The organism is Tropicibacter sp. Alg240-R139 (assembly GCF_900537075.1).
In the GTDB taxonomy this organism is placed as follows: domain Bacteria; phylum Pseudomonadota; class Alphaproteobacteria; order Rhodobacterales; family Rhodobacteraceae; genus Falsiruegeria.
Genome location: NZ_UNRA01000004.1, coordinates 362,837 through 380,756, shown reverse-complemented (window position 1 = coordinate 380,756; position 17,920 = coordinate 362,837). Strand labels below are relative to the sequence as shown.

Here is a 17,920-nt window from a genome sequence, read left to right as displayed (position 1 = left end):
GTCTGGCCCCCTTGTCATCTGCGTCGCTAGCCGCGCAATTTACATGTGAATGACGCGGTCATAGGCGTCGAGCACGCTCTCGTGCATCATTTCGCTCAAGGTCGGATGCGGGAAGACCGTGTTCATCAGATCCTCTTCGGTGGTTTCCAGTTGGCGGCCAACAACATAACCCTGAATCATCTCGGTCACTTCGGCGCCAACCATATGGGCGCCCAGCAACTCGCCGGTTTTGGCATCAAAGATGGTTTTCACCATACCTTCGGCCTCGCCCAATGCGATGGCCTTGCCATTGCCGATGAACGGGAAACGGCCGACCTTGATGTCATAGCCCAGCTCTTTGGCCTTGGCTTCGGTATAGCCGACGCTGGCCACCTGCGGATGGCAATAAGTGCAACCCGCGATGCTTTCTGGTTTTACCGGATGCGCGTGCTTGCCTGCGATCAGATCGGCAACCATGACGCCTTCGTGGGATGCTTTGTGTGCCAGCCAGGGTGCACCTGCGATGTCGCCAATGGCATAAAGACCCTCAATCCCGGTGCGGCAGAATTCATCAGTCACGACGTGGGTGCGGTCTACCTTGACACCCAAAGCCTCAAGCCCCAGCCCTTCGACGTTGCCGACGATACCAACGGCCGAGATCACGGTGTCAAACTCCTGCTTCTGGATCTTGCCGCCCACTTCGATATGCGCGGTGACCTTGCCCTTGCCACGATCCAGCTGCTTGACCATGGCTTTTTCCATGATCTTCATACCCTGTTTGGTGAACGACTTTTTGGCAAACGCGCTGATTTCGGCATCTTCAACCGGCAGCACACGATCCATCACTTCGACCACGGTCGTATCCGCGCCAAGCGTGTTGTAAAAGCTGGCAAATTCGATGCCGATAGCACCCGAACCGATCACCAGCAGTTTCTTGGGCATGCGCACAGGATCAAGGGCGTGCTTGTAGGTCCAGACCAGATCGCCGTCCGCCTCAAGCCCGGGCAGCTCGCGCGCCCGCGCGCCCGTGGCCACGATGATGTTCTTTGCCGTCAGCTCCTCAGAGCCTTTGTCGGTCTTGACGCTTACCTTGCCCTTGGCAGGGATCGTCGCCTGTCCCATCACAACGGTAACTTTGTTCTTTTTCAACAGGTGGCCGATGCCGCCCGACAATTGCCCAGCCACCCCGCGCGAACGTTTGACGACGGCATCCAGGTCATAACCGATGTTCTCGGCTTTTAGGCCAAAGTCTTTGGCGCGCTCCATCAGATGAAACACCTCGGACGAGCGCAACAGCGCCTTGGTTGGGATACAGCCCCAGTTCAAACAGATACCGCCCAGGTGTTCACGCTCGACCACGGCCACCTTCAGGCCCAGTTGTGCGCCGCGGATCGCAGCAACATAGCCGCCGGGACCGGCACCAATAACAATCAGATCAAAGGATTTCGCAGCCATGGTCACTCCTCGCCGAAGGCGTTTTCGAAAACTAGTTTACCGTTAAACTATTTTTTAAAACACATCAATCCCTGCCTCCTGCGACATGTGTGACGCAAGGGAAGGACAAGGTTAGATGTGCAAAAAACAGCCTATACCCCTATTTGCCAAAACGCTAGAAATGCAGCCACGGCGCCTTTTCTGGCGTTAACGATTTGTTTTTGAATTCAAACATTGGATGCATCATGGCCCGAACCCTCAAGGACCTCGCCCTCGCCCTACTGAACGCTACGCTGCTCTTGCTGGCGCTGTGCCTGTTTCTGGCCTGGAAAGTGGGAATGACCGTCGACGGGCTGACGGCCACGTTTTCAGAGAACCTGATCAAGATCACGCCGTTGCGCGACGAGGTGGCTGGCCTGCGCAGCGATCTGTCAGACATTCACGCCGACCTGGCTGCGATCAAGACACAATCAGGCGCATACAGCGCCGTAGCGTTGAACAGGCTACAGCAGAAGGTTGAAGCGTTGGAAACAAACGTACAAGGGGTTCAGTCCCGCGTTCGCCAATTGGTCGATACGCCTGAGCTGTTGATTGATCATACGATCGAAACGGCTGCGGATGCCCTCACCCGCAGCATATCAGATGTCGCAGGATGCGCGCGCCCCAAATAGGGACGTGCGTTAACCCGCAGCCTGCATCTGACGCACGGTCTGACCGTAGCCACCGCCAGAGACATACGTGGCCTCTTGTGCAGTTGGCGTCCGGTGCAGTGCATCATTGCGATACGGGAATCGGCCAAACTGGCGGATCACTTCGCGATGCGCACGCGCGTGCAACATGTTGCTTGCTCCGCTTTCCGGCATGCGTTCACACAACAGGCGGATGCAACGTTCCTGATCACACAGGTTTTCCGAATGCATCATGGGCAGGTAAAAGAACTGCCGTGCCGGTTCATCGATCCGCATGTCCCACCGCTTGTCGACCGCACATTTGGCTGCCGCAAGGGCCGCCTTGTCGGTCTTGAACGCACGGGCATCCCCCCGGAACATGTTTCTGGAAAACTGATCCGTAAGGATGATGTACGCCAAGGCACCGGTTGGATAGGTCAGCCACATAGAAAAGCGACCCTCACGGGCGGCCTCCCACGTCGACATGAACTTTTCGGTGATTTGAGCGTCAAGCGCATCGTCTTGTACATACCACCCAGCCGGACCAATTTCATCCAGCCAGAAACTCAGAATATCTTCGGGACCAACCATTGGCCTCACCCCACTTCTAATTTCCCCCAGGGAACATAGGTATTTAAATATCTTTTACACAATTGTTACAGTAACATATTGCAACATCAGCGACATATTTTGAAGCAAAAAGCGACTTATTGCGTTTCTTGCTCCTCCAATTCGGCCTCGATGGCGACTTCTTGCGCGAATTCAACAGCGACCGAGGTCGACGCCGGGGTCATGACAGTAAAGGTTCCTGTTTCCTCGACCGGGATCGCGGCACGCTGTGTGGTGCGATAGAGCGCATAGGCAGCCATCACAAATAGTAGCGCTGCCATCAGCGCGAAAAAGCCTGGTGGTCCGAGCAGGGCGTCGCCCATTAGCCAACCTGTGATCATCGGCCCGGCAATGGCGCCCAAACCGTTGATGAACACCAACCCGCCCGAGGCCGCGGCCATATCATCATGTTCCAGATAGTCATTGGTATAGGCGATCAGCAGAGAATAGAGCGGGTTCGACATGCCGCCGATCACAAAGGCAGACACCAGCAGCATCGAAAATTGATCGCCAAACATCATGCCCACAACCGCAGCAGCACCACCCACGGCCGCCACCCCCATAATCAGAAAGCGCCGATCCATCCGGTCGCTGACCCAGCCCAAAGGGTACTGCAGGAACAGGGCCCCGATGTAAAAGGTCGCAACGAAAAGCGACAGGTTGCCAAGAGACAGGCCAATCGTTGCGCCATAAACCGAACTCATGCCGAACTGGGCCGAAAAGATGCCTCCCAGCAGAAACATTCCCACACACCCCAGGGGTGAAATCGTCATGATCTCGCGCAGCGTCATTCGCTTGGTGGTGTCAAAGGCAGGCGTCGGTGAAATGGACAGCAAAATCGGACCAAAAGAGATCGAAACCAGAATCGAAGCGATGATGAACGCCTCATACCCGCCGGGATCGCCCACTTGGATCAAACCTTGGGCCGAGATGATGCCAATCATCTGGACAATCATGTAAAGCGACAGCGCCTTGCCCCGGTTCGAGTTGTCTGCGGCGTTGTTCAGCCAGCTTTCCGCTGTGACATACACGCCAGAAAAGCAGAACCCAATGATAACGCGGCCCAAGATCCAGACCCACATGTTGGGCAACGCGGGATACAGGATCATAACAGCAGAGATAAACGAGGCCAGCGCCGCAAAGACACGCACATGTCCTACGCGCCGTATCAATTCGGGGGCCATGCGCGAGCCACCCAGGAAGCCAATGAAATAGGCCGACATCACAATTGACATCTGAAAGGTCGAGAACCCCTCGATCTCTCCTCGCACACCCAAAAGCGTGCCTTGCAGCCCGTTGCCGACGAGCAGCAGACAAATACCCAGAAGCAGCGCCCATGCGCTGGAAAGAACCTGAAGCATCGGGCGTCCTCGCTCGTTTCCGACTTAATTGGCTCTGATGTCTCATCAGACACCAGCCTAGACGCGCTTGTCTACGACATTTGCCGAGTCGGGTTTGGCGTTTTCGCCTAAGCCGGGATCAAAAGCGACGCATCGCCATAAGAGAAGAAGCGATATTCCGACTTCACCGCGTGATCATAGACCCGCGCCATCCGGTCCTGCCCCATCAACGCGGACACCAACATCAGCAGCGTTGACTTGGGGAGATGAAAGTTGGTCATCAGCGCGTCGGTTACGTGGAATTCGAAACCAGGGTAGATAAAGATGTCCGTGTCGCCGTCCCAGGGTTTCAACGTGCCGCTTTGCGCAGCACTTTCGATCAGGCGAAGCGCGGTGGTTCCCACCGGGATCACACGCCCGCCTGTGGCCTTGGTCGCCTCGATCTCGGCCACGGCCTGAGCGCTGACCCGGCCCCATTCGGAATGCATTTTGTGGGTCGTCACGTCCTCGACCTTGACCGGCAGGAAAGTGCCTGCGCCGACGTGTAGCGTGACATAGGTAAAGCCTACGCCCAATTCGTGCAGCTGTTGCAGCAAGCCGTCGTCGAAGTGAAGCGAGGCCGTGGGGGCAGCCACAGCGCCCGAGTTCCTGGCCCAAACGGTCTGATAGTCGGTCTTGTCCTGCTCGTCTGCAGGCCGCTTGGCGGCGATGTAGGGCGGCAGCGGCATCGCACCGGCCTGTGCAATGGCTGCATCGAAGTCGTCGCCTGACAGGTTGAACTGCAACCGCCCCTGCCCGTCCTCAACGCCAACCAATTCGGCGGACAGCTCGTCGGAGAAGATGATGCTTTCGCCCGGCTTCACCTTTTTTAGCGGTTTGATCAGCGCCGACCAGCAACCATCAGCAGCCGGGTCCAACAACGTGACCTCGATCTTTGCCGACACCGGACCTTGGGCACTTTCACGATGGCGCCGTCCGCTTAGCCGTGCTGGAATCACACGTGTGTCGTTCAACACCAGCCGGTCGCCGGGGCGCAGCCAATCCGTCAGGTCGCGCACAATCGCATCTGTAATCGTGTCCCCCTGAGCCACAAGCAGGCGGGCAGAGCTGCGCGGTTGCGCCGGACGGGTGGCGATCAGCGTATCCCGCAAGTCGAAATCAAAATCACTCAGTTTCATGCCCGCGCTATACGTCGCCCGCGCGCGCTTGGCCACACCCCTCAGCGGTCGCCTGCGCCACTGTTGTGGGTCGGGTCCTTTTGTGGCTGTGGTGGCTGTCCCGGCACAGGGGGCGCTTTTGGTGCAGGTTCACGCAGGAAATCACGCAAAAACCCCGGCGCCAGACCCGACAGCGGGTTCACCCAGACCTGCGGCGAGGCCATCGCCCCGGTGAGCGTGTAGTTGAACCCCACCAACCCTTCCCCGCGACGGGTGGAAACAACGCTGCCAATGACATTCAGCAAATAGACGGGCGAGATCACGCCGCGCAGGTTCAGCAATCGCCGCTCGGTATCGACGGTGCCATCCACCGACAGTCCCATCGATGGACCAACTGCGCTGCCTTCGTAAACGGTGACTTTTTCGGGATCCAAGCGGAACCGGCCGTCGATGGCTGAAAACTGGATACCCGCGCCTGCCATTTCATCCAACAGGCCCACGACGCTGATCGCGTTGAGCAACGCGGCCATCGCCGGAGCGTCCTTTATCTGGGTGTTACGTACCCGCAGCGTTCCATCATACGAGCCCGGCCCATCAATCGGCGTCAAGGACAGCTGAAAGGATCCGCCGCGCGCTTGGTTGAGCAGCTGCGCGGAGCGGAACACCCCGCCCGCGTCGTTGGCCTGTACAAAAAACGCGCTGCGGCCCCCCTTGGGCAACACCTGCCCGTTGATGGGCGTTTGTCCATTGATCCGGCCGGCAAAGTTACCGGACATCCCCCCAGCTTGGGTGAATTTGCCCTGAAACCCTGTCAAAGCGATGCTGTCCGTGATCTGCAGTCTAGTCAGGTTCACTGCCATGTTCTGACCTGCGCTGGCGCCCGAAGCACCCGAGGATGCCCCCCCGCCACTGCCGAAGCCAGCCCCTCGCATGTCGAGCGTACCACCTCGGATGACCATGTCTGGAGCCTGGCTGCCACGTCCGATCATGTCCATCTGCACATTCAGCCAGTTGCCGACGCGCAGTGTATTGAACCGGGCAGTCTCCATCGTACCGGTGGCGTTGAAATTCATGCTGCCTACCGCCGTCAGCCCCGCGGCCTGAAGACTGAAGTTCTCGATCGCGTCGCTCTCTCCGAATTCGGCGGCCAGCGACAGCTCTCCGGTTGACGATTGCGGCTTGCTCCATCCCAACTCGGTCACTCGCAGGCCGATCCCGGCCAGATCCGATTGCGCAGTCAAACGCGGAGGCTGCCCCTGTTGCAGATCCAGCGTATAGCGCGCCTGCCCTTTGCCGCTAAGTGCACGCACAGCGAACGTAGAGTCGAATTCTTGCATCAATGCTTTGGACAATTCGATGGTGCCTACCACCTGACTGTTGCGCGCTGTGTCCTTGCCCCCGATGGGCTGTGTCCAGGTCGCGGTCATCGGCACCTTCCCCAGAAAACCACTTCCCGACAGAGTAATCTGCGTCTGGTCCCCGACCGCCATCAACTGCGGCGCGCTCAACTCCAGCCCAGGCACCAAAGCGTCGCTATACACATTAGAAACCTCGCCGGTCAGGTGAAATTCCATGTCATGGATTTTGACCTTGTCTTTGAGCGGCAGTGATAACGTACCTTGCACCGACACCTGCCCCTCGGCCAGTTCGATTGGAAGATTGGCTTTCGACATCAGGCTCAAAGGTGGACGGTCCAGCAATGACAACACTGCGGGAACACTGCCCGTGCCGATGATCCGCGCGATGCCCGGGGCCGCCTTTTTGATCGAGATATCAGGGATGATGAACGATGTCCCGGCTGCGTCGATTTCGTCCCCGTGGTCAGTGATGACCCGGCCCTCATGGGCCAACACCGCAAAGCGCTGCCCTGTCAAACTGGCCTGACCGCGCGCGTCCACGGCGAGTGGCAAGGTCTTGGCATATCTGATCGTCGTCTTGTCGAAATCGAAATCCGCGTAAAGATCCGGCCGCTGCCCCGGCACCAGACGCACCGCAAAATCGCCGTTGGTGAATTCACCTTCGAGCAAATTTTCCTTAACCCATTTGCGGGGCTTGCGCGCAACGGCGCGCGGCCAATAGCTCAACAGCTCGCCCGGTGTCATTCGGTCCAGGGTTCCATCCAGAGAAACACGCCAGCCTTCAGGATCAGCAGCAAAACGACCCCAGGCGTTGAGTAATTTGTTGTCATCCGACACCGACAGGCGACCCACCTGAAGCCGGAACGGGTTCAATTCCAACTTCAGGTCTAATTCAGCGCTGTCCAGAACCACCGGCTCGTCCATCAATTGCGCGGGGTTCAGCGACATGCCAGTCAACCGCAGTTGACCCACAAGGCTGTCGAGCACGCCAGTTTCCACGCCGTTGACGACTGCCTGCCCTTCTGCCGTGACAGAACCCCAAGAGCTGTTGATCGAGAATTCGTTGAAATCCAGCAACTGCGCGGCGGGATCGTAGGTAAAATACGTCCGCGCGCCGGTAAAATGCACCGGGCGCGTTTCGGGGTTGGGCTGAACGACGCCTTTGCCGATTTGCAAGGTCGCCGAGATCTGGCTTGGCTCGCCGTTTGCGTCAATGCCCCCCCGCACGGCACCCGATATCGGCGCTTCGAGTACCTCCAACCACGAGACGGCGGCGTTTTGCAGCGCAATATCTTCAGCGGCGATGTCACTGACCGAAACACCGAACTTGGCTTCAGGCGAGCCAAGAGTGCTGGTGTAGTTCGCCTCGATCGAACTGGAATAATCACGGCCCGACAAAAGCGAGAACCCGGTGGCGATACGAACATCGCGGTCATGTCGGGTGAATTGAATGTGGCCACCATCAAGGGTCCAGGCGCGCGCCTTTCCCAAATCCTCAAGGCTCAAAGTGATTCCCTGAACTTCGATCGCGGTCAGGGCTGACAGCTGCTCGGACAAGAACACCTGGTCTGTTGCCTTGATCATCTGTGCCATGTTGGCCGCTTGCCCGACGGGCGCGGCCCCCTCGCCCAAAGACAGCGACAGATTGCCCAGCGCGTCGCGTTGCATGGTGAAAAAAGCGCCGATCAGCTCTATCTGCTTGGGTTTAACCTGTCCCTGCAACAAGGGTCGCATGGCCAGGCTGGCCTCGGCATGGGCCAGTTGCGCGATCATCTGGCCATCGGCGGCCTTAAGCGCCACGTTCTGCAGGTTGATCCGAGGTCGCCAGCCATCCAGGATGATGAATCTCACCTCACCGAATTCCAGCTGCAGGCCGTTCAAGTTACGCTCGATCCGATCAGCGACGCGCTCCCGCACCCAATCGGGTGCGCTGATGGTCTGACCAATAGCCATGACCGCGGTAACAGAGGCCAGAAAGATCAGGATCAGCACCCCCCTAAAGGTCCAACGCCCTACCTTGGCCCGGCGACGCGGAGCCTTGTCCTGATCGCGCTTTTGATCCTTGCTCACATCAGATCTCTGGGATTTTCTGTCTACGCCTTCCAACTTCTTTCTCGACACCTATTATTCAGGCGAACACTTTTGAAACCCATACCGGAGTTGCCTGATGCCCGAAGTTTCCGATACCGCCCCTGATTTCACCTTGCCCCGTGATGGTGGTGGTACGGTCAGCCTGTCTGATTTGCGGGGCGATATTGTTGTCCTGTTCTTTTACCCCCGTGATGATACGCCGGGGTGTACCAAAGAATCCATTGGCTTTTCTGAACAGTTGCAAGCCTTTGCCGATGCGGGGGCTCAAGTTTTCGGCATCTCCAAGGACAGCGTAGCAAAACATGACAAGTTCGTTGCCAAGCATGACCTCACAACGCCGCTCCTATCCGATGAAAACGACACCATGTGCGAGGACTATGGTGTGTGGAAGGAAAAGAGCATGTACGGCAAGAAATTCCTTGGGATCGAACGATCCACCTTTGTCGTGGATCGCGAGGGCAAGATCGCTCGTGCCTGGCACAAGGTCAAAGTGCCCGGCCACGTAGAGGACGTGCTGGAAGCTGTAAAAGCGCTCTGAGCGTTTCTGACTGATTTTAGCGGGCGTGGTTTACCAACCGCGCCCTTTTTCATGCCTGTGAGGATAGGCACAGCCCCTGTGCAAAGACAGAGATAGGATAAACCTTTCGCCCCTCCCACGTTCTGTGGCGAAAGGAGTGAGACCATGACACAAACCACTTTTGACATCCGAACCCATAACATGCCGGACGAGATGCGTGTCTTGCTCGACAGCTATCCGCGCGACAGTTGGGACGCACACCCCGGTTTCAGCGAAATGACCCGCCATTGGCTGGGCGCGCATCAGATGTTCCGCCGTTTGGCTAAATTGCTGCGCACTGATGCCCAGATCTATCTGGACAAGGACATGTCAGACGAGGATTACGCCGGGCGTCTGTCCTACTATGGCAATGCTCTGGTCGGGAACTTGCACGGTCATCACGGATGGGAAGACCACAGTTACTTCCCTGAACTGTCGCAGGCCGATCCACGCTTTGATCAGGGGTTGGAGGTGCTGGAACAGGACCATGCCGATCTGGACAGGGTTCTGGACAGCTACACAAAGGGCGCAAATCGTGCGATCAAACTGATGCAGCTTGATCCCGGTCAGGCGCGCGACGAAGTGGGCGCCCTGCATGAAACCTTGGAAACGATCGAGGCGTTTCTGCAGCGTCATCTAAGCGATGAAGAGGAACTGGCCGTTCCGATCATCCTGCACCACCGGCTGAGAGGATAAGCCCATGGGCGACCGCTCGACCCAAGAAGACCAGACCGGCGCCAAAACGCGACGCGCACAAGGTGAATTTGTGCGCGGCGTCAGCGGGTTCCGCCATTCCATTGGGGATTCCGAGTTTCCCGCAGAGCCCGGTCGATATCACCTGTTCGTGGCACTCAACTGTCCCTGGTGTCACCGCGTGACACTGGCCCGCAATGTTCTGGGATTGCAGGATGCAATCGCGTTGGACGTGGCCTTTCCCAATCGAACAGATGAAGACGATCCAGACGGCCCCAACAATTGGCAGTTCGCTCCGGAAACGGTGGCCATGCTCACAGGCACCACCTTACCGGAATGCACAGAAGAAACCGGCACGGGACAAGGGTATCGTGTGGTCAAACAGATCTACGCCGCCGAGGGCGCGACGGAACGGTCGGTTCCTATCCTCTACGACAAGCTGCAAAAGCGCATCGTGAACAACGAAAGCGCCGAGATTGTGCGGATGTTGGGGATTCACGCCGGGGCACTTGGTGGCGCCAATGCGGGTCTTAGCCTTTACCCTGATGATGCAGCGCTTCGCTCTGAGATCGACGCATTGAACGAAACGATCTACGTCGCCATCAACAATGGCGCCTACAAAGCAGGTTTCTCTTCGGACCAATCGGTCTATGCCACGGCCTATACCGTCTACTTCCAGACCCTCGACAAATTGGAGCGCCGCCTAAGTGATGGTCGGCCCTATCTAATGGGTGACCACTTTACCGAAGCTGACTTGCGTCTTTTCCCCACGCTCTATCGTCATGATCCTGTCTATTACCTGCGGATGAAGCTAAATGAGGCCAAAATCCTGGACTATCCGCATCTGTGGCGATGGCTTTGCCGGGTGCATGCGCTGCCGGGTGTGGCGGACAGCTGTTCCCTGATCCATTGCCGTCAGGGCTACTTTGGTCGCAGTTGGAATGGTGTCGTTCCGCTGGGACCGGCCAAGCCGATGCCCTACCCTAAAGCTTATGCGCATCCCGAGTTGGCGAGACTGCCCCGGTAAAGCGGTTGGCTTGATGGCGAAACCTGATATTCACCCCGCTACACCCCAAAAGTGATGGAGCAACAGCCCTTGTCCCAACAGACCGCAGACACCGCAAAGACATTGGCGGGCATGGCCGTCGATGTTCTGACCACAGCAAACGGGCGTGAGAAAACGCGCAAATCCCGTGACTATGCGGCACAATGGAAAGCGGCGCGCGCAGAAGGGAAACTCATTGAGATCGGACAGGCAGCGCCGCCCGATCATCCGGCCCGCCCAGACAAGCCCGACCTGCTCAGCCCCCGTGACGTGCCAAAGCGCAAACCAGGCTCGACTGCGGGGCGCATCGCTCTGCTTCATGCTGTTGCACATATCGAATTGAACGCCGTTGACCTGCATTGGGACATCATCGCGCGGTTCACGGATGTTCCGATGCCCATGGGGTTTTATGACGACTGGGTGCAGGCGGCGGATGAGGAATCGAACCACTTTAACATGATGTGCGACTGCCTTGAGGCGATGGACAGCCACTATGGCGCGCTTCCCGCACATGCAGGCATGTGGCGCGCGGCCATCGACACGTCCCAGGATTTGCTGGGGCGGCTGGCGATTGTCCCCATGGTGCTCGAGGCGCGTGGCCTGGACGTGACCCCTGGCATGATCAAGATATTCCAGAATGCCAAAGAGACCCAAGCCGTTGGTTGTCTTGAGACGATATATGCCGAAGAGGTGAGCCATGTGGCCTATGGCTCGAAATGGTTCAACTTCCTTTGCGGGCGCAGCGACATCGACCCCAAAGAAGAATTCCACAAGCTGGTGCGCCATTACTTCAAAGGCGGGCTCAAGCCCCCGTTCAACGAAGAGAAACGCGCCGACGCTGGGCTGCCGCCCGATTTCTACTGGCCGCTGGCCGACCAATACCCGGCTCATGTCCGCTGAGAGTACAATCCCCAGCCGCCTTACGATTTCGTGATGCTGCTTAGGGGCAACCGACTGAACAACAGCGGAAAAACCGACATAATCGGCGAAATTCCGCTCACGTTCAGCGCGAAACCCCGTCAGAATCGACCATCTGGTTAACAAACTTGCCCAAACGGTCCTGTCTGGCTATTCAGTCGCCTCAAGGCTGACGGTCACTCACCGAAAAGCCGTAAGTGGGGTAAGACAAGGAAAGACGCGTGCGAACACGTCTGGCAATCAAAATACACGCGTTTCTGGAGAGGATCTTTCCCGAACGCCGCCTGTTTCTAAAATCCGATACGGACACCAGGTTCATCCGGCTTCGACCGGAGACGCAGCTGCTCGCCTATGCCGGCGTCACTGTGGTTGTGGCCTGGGCCATTATGGCCACTGCAATCCTATTGATGGACAGCATTGGCTCTGGCAATTTCCGAGAACAGGCCAAACGCGATCAGATGACTTATCAAGAGCGGCTCAACGCCTTGTCTGACGAACGCGACTCGCGCGCCGAAGAGGCGCTGGCCGCACAGGCGCGTTTCAACGCGGCACTGGAACAGATTTCCGTCATGCAGTCGGAACTGCTTGAATCTGAAACCCATCGCCGCGAGTTGGAAACCGGGATCGACGTGATCCAAAGCACGCTGCGCAACACGATGAAGGACCGCGAAGCGGCCCGCGATGCGCTGGCCCAGCTTGAGACCCAGAATCAGGACGAAGCGACGGTTCACCACGTGGCCGCTGCGGCTCCTGTTCAGATGACCTTTATGGCCGATGCCCTGGAACGCACGGCACAACAGCGCGATCAGGTGATCACCGACGCGCAATCGGCGCTGGATCAGCGCGACGCGCTGGAACTTGAAATCCGCCTGATGCGGGAACAAAACGACCAGATCTTCCGTCAATTGGAAGAGGCTATGACCGTCTCGGTCGAACCGCTGGACAAGATGTTCCGCAGCGCAGGCATGCCCACCGACCGCATCATCGAGCAGGTTCGGCGGGGTTACAGCGGTCAGGGCGGTCCGCTGACCCCTTTATCCTTAAGCACGCGCGGTGAAGAACCCTCGGCAGACGAGGCCCGCGCGAACCATCTGCTACAGCAGATGGACCAGTTGAACCTTTATCGCATTGCTGCCCAAAAAGCGCCATTTGCCAGCCCCGTGCGTGCTGCTGTTCGCTATACCAGCGGCTATGGTTATCGCCGCGATCCTAAGACCGGCGGTCGGCGCATGCACAACGGGTCAGACTTTGCCGGCCCTCACGGCACCGACATCTTTTCCACCGCTGATGGCGTCGTGACTCATGCAGGCTGGCAATCAGGTTTTGGTCGTTTGGTGAAAATCCAACATGCCTTTGGAATTGAGACGCTTTATGCTCATAACACGCGGATTCGCGTGAAGAAGGGTCAAAGGGTCTCGCGCGGGGATCATATTGCTGATATGGGTAGCACCGGACGGTCGACTGGAACCCACCTCCATTATGAGGTACGCGTGAACGGAAGACCCGTAAACCCCATGATCTACATCAAGGCTGCAAGAAATGTTTTCTAAGAGCAAAATCAACGAGCCGGGCGCAAAAGCTCCCGAAGCTACCGCCAAGCCGGCGGCCCCGACGTCTGCACCGGCAGCGCCTGCCCAAAGCGATTTCAAAGCCAGCGCCCCCAAGGCCAAGCCGCCCGCATCCGTGCTGTCGTCTGATCTGCACATCACCGGGAATCTGAAGACCACCGGTGACATCCAGGTTGAAGGCACGGTCGAGGGCGACATCCGCGCGCACCTGCTGACCATTGGCGAAAGCGCAACAATCAAAGGCGAAGTGACCGCAGATGACGTGGTCATCAACGGTCGTATCGTGGGCCGCGTGCGCGGCCTTAAAGTACGCCTGACTTCGACCGCTCGCGTCGAAGGCGACATCATCCACAAAACCATCGCAATCGAAAGCGGTGCGCACTTTGAGGGTTCTGTGCAGCGTCAGGACGATCCGCTGAATCCTGGTCGTGCAGCCAAGCCTGCCGCCAACCCGGCAGCTGCGGCGCCTGCAAAGGCCCCCGGCGAAAGCAAGTAATTCCGCGCCATTTGCGCCGAGAAAACAGAATACGCCGATACGGGATCACCGTGTCGGCGTTTTTTTTGAGCACCCGATCCAAGATTCGCCGGATTTGAACATAGCCCCTTCCCTCCTCGGCGGAATTCCGCACAATAGAGAGTGTGCAGCCAATGCGAAACGCACGACCGGCGGCATCATCATGTAGGGGAACTTTATGAAGCGAATTCTTCTTGGGGCCGCGTTGGCCACTCTCACTATCGGTTCAGCAGCTTTGGCCGAAGACCTGGAATTCTTTCTGATCAACGAATCCAGTGCTGACCTAATCGGCTTTAACATCAGCGCTGCTTCGTCCGACGCATGGGAAGACAACCTGCTCGATGGTGCGTATCTGGCACCCGGCTATGAAATCGGCGTTATGATCGCAGATGGGCTTAGCACTTGCGTCTATGACATCCGCGGTCAGTTCTCGGATGGGGCCGAATTCGAAGACTATGGGCTCGATCTGTGTGACATGGGGTCATACACTTTTAGCGACGGTTAACGCCCTAGCATCCAGTGACCGTCAGGCCAAAAGGCGTGGTAAGCAAAGGCGAACATGACATCGTGGGGCAAATCCCGCCCCTGCGCGTCCGTTACACGGATGCTGCCCACGTCTTTGCCGCGTGCAATTGTCCCTGTGTCCAGGGCCGAGGCCTGCCCGGCCTTCCACGTAAGCACAACGCCCGACTCACGCAGCTCTGTCGCGTCCCGCAGGCGGGATAGGGGCCATGCACGATCATCAACACGGACCACGCGCACCAGCGGCGGGATGCCGTGTGGTGGAAGCTCACCATTGTAAAGGAACGGTTGGCTGAGACTGTCGTAGCCTTCGTAGGGATTGCGGCCATAAGAACGGTTGTAATTAGGCTGCGCCATTACCAGACCCTGCGGATTACGGGTCTTGAATTCGTCCCAGCTTTCCATCCAGGTCGGAAGCGTCTTGAGCTTTGTTCCAGTGAGGTCACCAACGATCGCCTCGCCAACAGCCTGCTGCCACCAGCTTTGTGTTTCATGGTCGTACATCACCATGTCCGAATTGCGCAGCTTGCCCGAGACGCCAAAAGTCAACACCCGCCCACTGACCCGCCGGTCAAAAGACAGGCCAGAATTGCAGAGCGGACAGAACGTCACCGCCACGGGAATGCCACCCACAGTGTCGTTCACAATCTCATGCCACATCAGATAGCGGATCGGATAGGCGCGCGGCTCAGTGCCGTCGATTTCCACCGTTATCACGGGTTCGCGGCCCTTGATCCGGCGTTCATCATCGACACGCAAAAAGTTAGGGCCACTCAGGGCCGGAATACCATCTTTTGGCGGGCCACCAGACAAGACTTCACCCCAATTCTTTACGCTACTGCGAGAAAAATCAGTGTCTGGCCATTCGCTGCGCCAGAATTCGGGGCTGGCCAAAACAGCAGTGGCAATCAGGGAGAAGACAGCAGCAAGCAATCCGCGCATGGGTCACACCTTTGAAGTGTTATGACGCGGAAAGTCTGCAGGCGTGCGGCGCGACTGAACAGCCCAATACACGCAGATTTGACCAATGGTGCGGTGCCCCAGCGTGGGGCACCGCCAAAAGCATCACTTGGTCACGGTGACCTTTTTCATCACGTCGGGCTGGCCGACGACCGCGCCGTTCTGACCTTTGCCAAGCTTGATTTGATCCACCACGTCCATGCCGCCGGTGACTTTGCCCACAACGGTGTACTGACCGTTCAGGAAATGGCCCGCGTCAAACATGATGAAGAACTGCGAGTTGGCAGAATTCGGGTTCTGCGACCGCGCCATGCCCACGACGCCACGATCAAACGGAATGTCCGAGAACTCGGCCGGGAGATCCGGGCGGCTAGACCCACCACGACCTGCCGCTGACATGTCGCCGCCCAGCTTGCCAAATTCGACATCGCCAGTCTGCGCCATGAAACCGTCGATCACACGGTGAAACACCACGCCGTCATACTGACCTTCGCCAGCCAGAGCGGCGATCTGTTCCACATGTTTGGGTGCCACGTCATCCAGCAGGTCGACGGTGATCGTGCCGTTGGCCTCGCCTTCGACCTCGATCTGCAATCCTGTGGCCAGCGCAGGGCTGGCCATCAGGGCAAAAACAGCTGCAAGCTTACGCATCTGCAGCAACCTTGACGCTGATCATGCGGTCGGGGGTCGCAGGCGGCTCGCCGCGCACGATGGCGTCGACATGCTCCATACCTTCGATGACACGACCATAAACGGTGTACTGACCGTTCAAGAAGTGGTTGTCCTTGAAGTTGATGAAGAACTGCGAGTTTGCGCTGTCGGGGCTGGCCGAGCGCGCCGCACCCAAGGTGCCACGATCGTGCGGCAGTTTGGAAAACTCGGCCGGCAGGTTCGGCATCGAGGACCCGCCTGTACCCGCCATGCGGATGTTAAAGCCGTCTTCCATGTCGCCGTGCTGTACATCGCCGGTCTGCGCCATGAAGCCGTCAATCACGCGGTGGAACGCGACGTTGTCGTATTCACCTGCGCGTGCCAGTTCCTTCATCCGCTCGGCGTGCTTGGGCGCGACGTCCGCCAGCAGTTCGATGACGACATTGCCACCTGTCAGTTCGACGATGACGGTGTTTTCTGGATCCTTGATCTCGGCCATTGGGCTCTCCTGTAGAATGTTGTTGGGCGAATACCTAAGCGCCCCCTGCCCGATTGCCAAGTCGCGCATTGACCTGAAGGCCGATTCCGGGGAAAGAGCAGCAAGTTTTGTTGATTTTGAGCGGAGCATACGATGGCCTGGAAAACACTCGACGACATGGATCTGAACGGCAAACGCGTTTTGGTGCGCGTGGACATCAACGTGCCCATCGTAGATGGCACGGTGACCGACTCGACCCGTATCCGCCGCATTGCCCCATCGGTTCGCGATATCCTGGCCGCAGGCGGACGCCCGATCCTGTTGGCGCACTTTGGCCGTCCGGGTGGTGAACGCCGCGAGAACTTGTCGCTGAACCAGCTGGTGCCCACACTCGAACGCGCGTTTGAAACCAAAGTACGCTTCGCCGCTGACTGTGTCGGCACCGAGGCCGAGTTGGCCGCCGAACAATTGCAGCCGGGCGAGGTTTTGTTGTTGGAAAATACCCGCTTTCATGCCGCTGAAACCAAGAACGATCCCGATCTGGCGGCGGGAATGGCGCGTTTGGGCGACGTCTATTGCAACGATGCCTTTTCGGCTGCACACCGTGCTCATTCATCGACCGAGGCGCTTGCGCGCCTGCTGCCCGCTTGCGCTGGCCGTTTGATGCAAGCCGAGCTTGAGGCGTTGGAAAGCGCATTGGGTCAGCCCGAGCGCCCGGTAACGGCAGTTGTAGGTGGTGCCAAAGTGTCCACCAAGCTGGAACTGCTGAGCAATCTGATCGAAAAGGTGGATTACCTGGTGATCGGTGGCGGCATGGCCAATACGTTTCTTGTGGCCAAAGGCCTGGATGTCGGCAAATCGCTGGCCGAACGCATCATGAAGGACACCGCAGCAGAGATCATCGCCAAGGCAGAGACGCTGGGATGCCAGATCGTTTTACCGTCCGACATCGTTGTGGCCGAAAAGTTCGAAAGCCACGCCCCACATCAGGTGCTGCCTGCCGATCAGTGCCCTGGCGACGGTATGATCCTGGATGCAGGCCCCGACAGCGTTGCCCGCATCACCGAAATCTTTGGTCAAAGCAGGACTGTCATCTGGAATGGCCCCCTGGGTGCGTTCGAGCTGGAACCCTTTGACGCAGCCACGAATGCCGCAGCGCTCAAAGTTGCGGCGATGACGCGTGCCGGACAGCTGACATCGGTTGCAGGCGGCGGAGATACGGTTGCTGCTTTGAACGCATCTGGTGCGGCCCGCGACTTTACTTACATTTCAACCGCTGGCGGCGCGTTCCTGGAGTGGATGGAAGGCAAAGCCCTGCCCGGTGTTGCCGCGTTGGAAACCGCAGGCTGATCCACGCGACCTTACCGGCTGAAATCATT

17 protein-coding genes are annotated in these 17,920 nt (G+C 58.1%); 9 read left to right on the top strand and 8 right to left on the bottom strand.

Translation table 11 applies throughout. The annotated features are described in order from the left end of the window. Positions 1-39: 39 nt before the first annotated feature. Positions 40-1,434, bottom strand: a complete 1,395-nt coding sequence (lpdA, locus tag G6R15_RS17570) for a dihydrolipoyl dehydrogenase (protein WP_164661277.1) — start codon at positions 1,432-1,434, stop codon at positions 40-42. A gap of 224 nt (positions 1,435-1,658) precedes the next feature. Between lpdA and G6R15_RS17565 the strand changes: the two genes are divergently transcribed. After that, positions 1,659-2,084, top strand: a complete 426-nt coding sequence (locus G6R15_RS17565) for a hypothetical protein (RefSeq protein ID WP_164661276.1) — start codon at positions 1,659-1,661, stop codon at positions 2,082-2,084. 9 nt (positions 2,085-2,093) lie between these two features. Here the strand turns inward: G6R15_RS17565 and G6R15_RS17560 are convergent, their stop codons facing one another. From G6R15_RS17560 to G6R15_RS17545, 4 genes are all read right to left on the bottom strand, one after another. Continuing rightward, complete coding sequence (locus G6R15_RS17560) at positions 2,094-2,672, bottom strand: DUF924 family protein (protein ID WP_164661275.1); 579 nt, start codon at positions 2,670-2,672, stop codon at positions 2,094-2,096. A gap of 116 nt (positions 2,673-2,788) precedes the next feature. Continuing rightward, positions 2,789-4,051, bottom strand: coding sequence for an MFS transporter (locus G6R15_RS17555; RefSeq protein WP_164661274.1), 1,263 nt, complete (start codon positions 4,049-4,051; stop codon positions 2,789-2,791). A gap of 107 nt (positions 4,052-4,158) precedes the next feature. Further along, positions 4,159-5,208, bottom strand: coding sequence for a tRNA preQ1(34) S-adenosylmethionine ribosyltransferase-isomerase QueA (queA, locus tag G6R15_RS17550; RefSeq protein ID WP_164661273.1), 1,050 nt, complete (start codon positions 5,206-5,208; stop codon positions 4,159-4,161). 41 nt (positions 5,209-5,249) lie between these two features. Further along, entirely contained in the window at positions 5,250-8,615 is a 3,366-nt protein-coding gene (locus G6R15_RS17545) for a DUF3971 domain-containing protein (RefSeq protein ID WP_164661272.1), read from the bottom strand. A 97-nt stretch (positions 8,616-8,712) separates the two neighbouring features. Here G6R15_RS17545 and G6R15_RS17540 point away from each other — a divergent pair, with 97 nt between their 5' ends. The 7 genes from G6R15_RS17540 to G6R15_RS17510 all read left to right on the top strand — a co-directional run bounded on the left by G6R15_RS17540 (position 8,713) and on the right by G6R15_RS17510 (position 14,435). Continuing rightward, complete coding sequence (locus G6R15_RS17540) at positions 8,713-9,174, top strand: peroxiredoxin (RefSeq protein WP_164661271.1); 462 nt, start codon at positions 8,713-8,715, stop codon at positions 9,172-9,174. A 144-nt stretch (positions 9,175-9,318) separates the two neighbouring features. Beyond that, a complete protein-coding gene (locus G6R15_RS17535) occupies positions 9,319-9,888 on the top strand; it encodes a hemerythrin domain-containing protein (protein WP_164661270.1) in 570 nt (189 codons plus the stop codon). A 4-nt stretch (positions 9,889-9,892) separates the two neighbouring features. Next, positions 9,893-10,912 carry a glutathione S-transferase C-terminal domain-containing protein gene (locus G6R15_RS17530; RefSeq protein ID WP_164661269.1) on the top strand — a complete coding sequence of 340 codons (1,020 nt, stop codon included), beginning with the start codon at positions 9,893-9,895 and terminating at the stop codon, positions 10,910-10,912. A gap of 111 nt (positions 10,913-11,023) precedes the next feature. Further along, the gene (locus tag G6R15_RS17525; RefSeq protein ID WP_240336800.1) at positions 11,024-11,830 is read left to right on the top strand and encodes a ferritin-like domain-containing protein; all 807 of its coding nucleotides are present in this window, start codon (positions 11,024-11,026) and stop codon (positions 11,828-11,830) included. A 239-nt stretch (positions 11,831-12,069) separates the two neighbouring features. Continuing rightward, positions 12,070-13,398 (top strand): M23 family metallopeptidase, encoded by a 1,329-nt coding sequence (locus tag G6R15_RS17520; protein ID WP_164661267.1) that lies wholly within the window; start codon positions 12,070-12,072, stop codon positions 13,396-13,398. Beyond that, positions 13,388-13,912, top strand: a complete 525-nt coding sequence (locus G6R15_RS17515; RefSeq protein WP_164661266.1) for a polymer-forming cytoskeletal protein — start codon at positions 13,388-13,390, stop codon at positions 13,910-13,912. The genes G6R15_RS17520 and G6R15_RS17515 overlap by 11 nt, the downstream gene beginning before the upstream one ends. 196 nt (positions 13,913-14,108) lie before the next feature. After that, positions 14,109-14,435, top strand: coding sequence for a hypothetical protein (locus G6R15_RS17510; RefSeq protein WP_164661265.1), 327 nt, complete (start codon positions 14,109-14,111; stop codon positions 14,433-14,435). On the opposite strand, the gene G6R15_RS17505 is transcribed toward G6R15_RS17510, so the two are convergent. From G6R15_RS17505 to G6R15_RS17495, 3 genes are all read right to left on the bottom strand, one after another. Beyond that, positions 14,432-15,394 carry a DUF3179 domain-containing protein gene (locus G6R15_RS17505; RefSeq protein ID WP_164661264.1) on the bottom strand — a complete coding sequence of 321 codons (963 nt, stop codon included), beginning with the start codon at positions 15,392-15,394 and terminating at the stop codon, positions 14,432-14,434. The genes G6R15_RS17510 and G6R15_RS17505 overlap by 4 nt on opposite strands. A gap of 123 nt (positions 15,395-15,517) precedes the next feature. Next, positions 15,518-16,063: a peptidylprolyl isomerase gene (locus tag G6R15_RS17500; protein ID WP_164661263.1), complete on the bottom strand. Its 546-nt coding sequence runs from the start codon at positions 16,061-16,063 to the stop codon at positions 15,518-15,520. Beyond that, positions 16,056-16,562 (bottom strand): peptidylprolyl isomerase, encoded by a 507-nt coding sequence (locus G6R15_RS17495; protein ID WP_164661262.1) that lies wholly within the window; start codon positions 16,560-16,562, stop codon positions 16,056-16,058. The genes G6R15_RS17500 and G6R15_RS17495 overlap by 8 nt, the downstream gene beginning before the upstream one ends. Before the next feature lie 132 nt (positions 16,563-16,694). On the opposite strand from G6R15_RS17495, the gene pgk reads away from it, so the two are divergent. Next, entirely contained in the window at positions 16,695-17,891 is a 1,197-nt protein-coding gene (gene pgk / locus G6R15_RS17490; RefSeq protein ID WP_164661261.1) for a phosphoglycerate kinase, read from the top strand. Positions 17,892-17,920 lie beyond the last annotated feature (29 nt).

Coding starts and splice junctions, on each gene's coding strand:
- lpdA (WP_164661277.1), bottom strand. CDS start 1,434: ATGGCTGCGAAATCCTTTGATCTGATTGTTATTGGTGCCGGTCCCGGC.
- G6R15_RS17565 (WP_164661276.1), top strand. CDS start 1,659: ATGGCCCGAACCCTCAAGGACCTCGCCCTCGCCCTACTGAACGCTACG.
- G6R15_RS17560 (WP_164661275.1), bottom strand. CDS start 2,672: ATGGTTGGTCCCGAAGATATTCTGAGTTTCTGGCTGGATGAAATTGGT.
- G6R15_RS17555 (WP_164661274.1), bottom strand. CDS start 4,051: ATGCTTCAGGTTCTTTCCAGCGCATGGGCGCTGCTTCTGGGTATTTGT.
- queA (WP_164661273.1), bottom strand. CDS start 5,208: ATGAAACTGAGTGATTTTGATTTCGACTTGCGGGATACGCTGATCGCC.
- G6R15_RS17540 (WP_164661271.1), top strand. CDS start 8,713: ATGCCCGAAGTTTCCGATACCGCCCCTGATTTCACCTTGCCCCGTGAT.
- G6R15_RS17535 (WP_164661270.1), top strand. CDS start 9,319: ATGACACAAACCACTTTTGACATCCGAACCCATAACATGCCGGACGAG.
- G6R15_RS17530 (WP_164661269.1), top strand. CDS start 9,893: ATGGGCGACCGCTCGACCCAAGAAGACCAGACCGGCGCCAAAACGCGA.
- G6R15_RS17525 (WP_240336800.1), top strand. CDS start 11,024: ATGGCCGTCGATGTTCTGACCACAGCAAACGGGCGTGAGAAAACGCGC.
- G6R15_RS17515 (WP_164661266.1), top strand. CDS start 13,388: ATGTTTTCTAAGAGCAAAATCAACGAGCCGGGCGCAAAAGCTCCCGAA.
- G6R15_RS17510 (WP_164661265.1), top strand. CDS start 14,109: ATGAAGCGAATTCTTCTTGGGGCCGCGTTGGCCACTCTCACTATCGGT.
- G6R15_RS17505 (WP_164661264.1), bottom strand. CDS start 15,394: ATGCGCGGATTGCTTGCTGCTGTCTTCTCCCTGATTGCCACTGCTGTT.
- G6R15_RS17500 (WP_164661263.1), bottom strand. CDS start 16,063: ATGCGTAAGCTTGCAGCTGTTTTTGCCCTGATGGCCAGCCCTGCGCTG.
- G6R15_RS17495 (WP_164661262.1), bottom strand. CDS start 16,562: ATGGCCGAGATCAAGGATCCAGAAAACACCGTCATCGTCGAACTGACA.
- pgk (WP_164661261.1), top strand. CDS start 16,695: ATGGCCTGGAAAACACTCGACGACATGGATCTGAACGGCAAACGCGTT.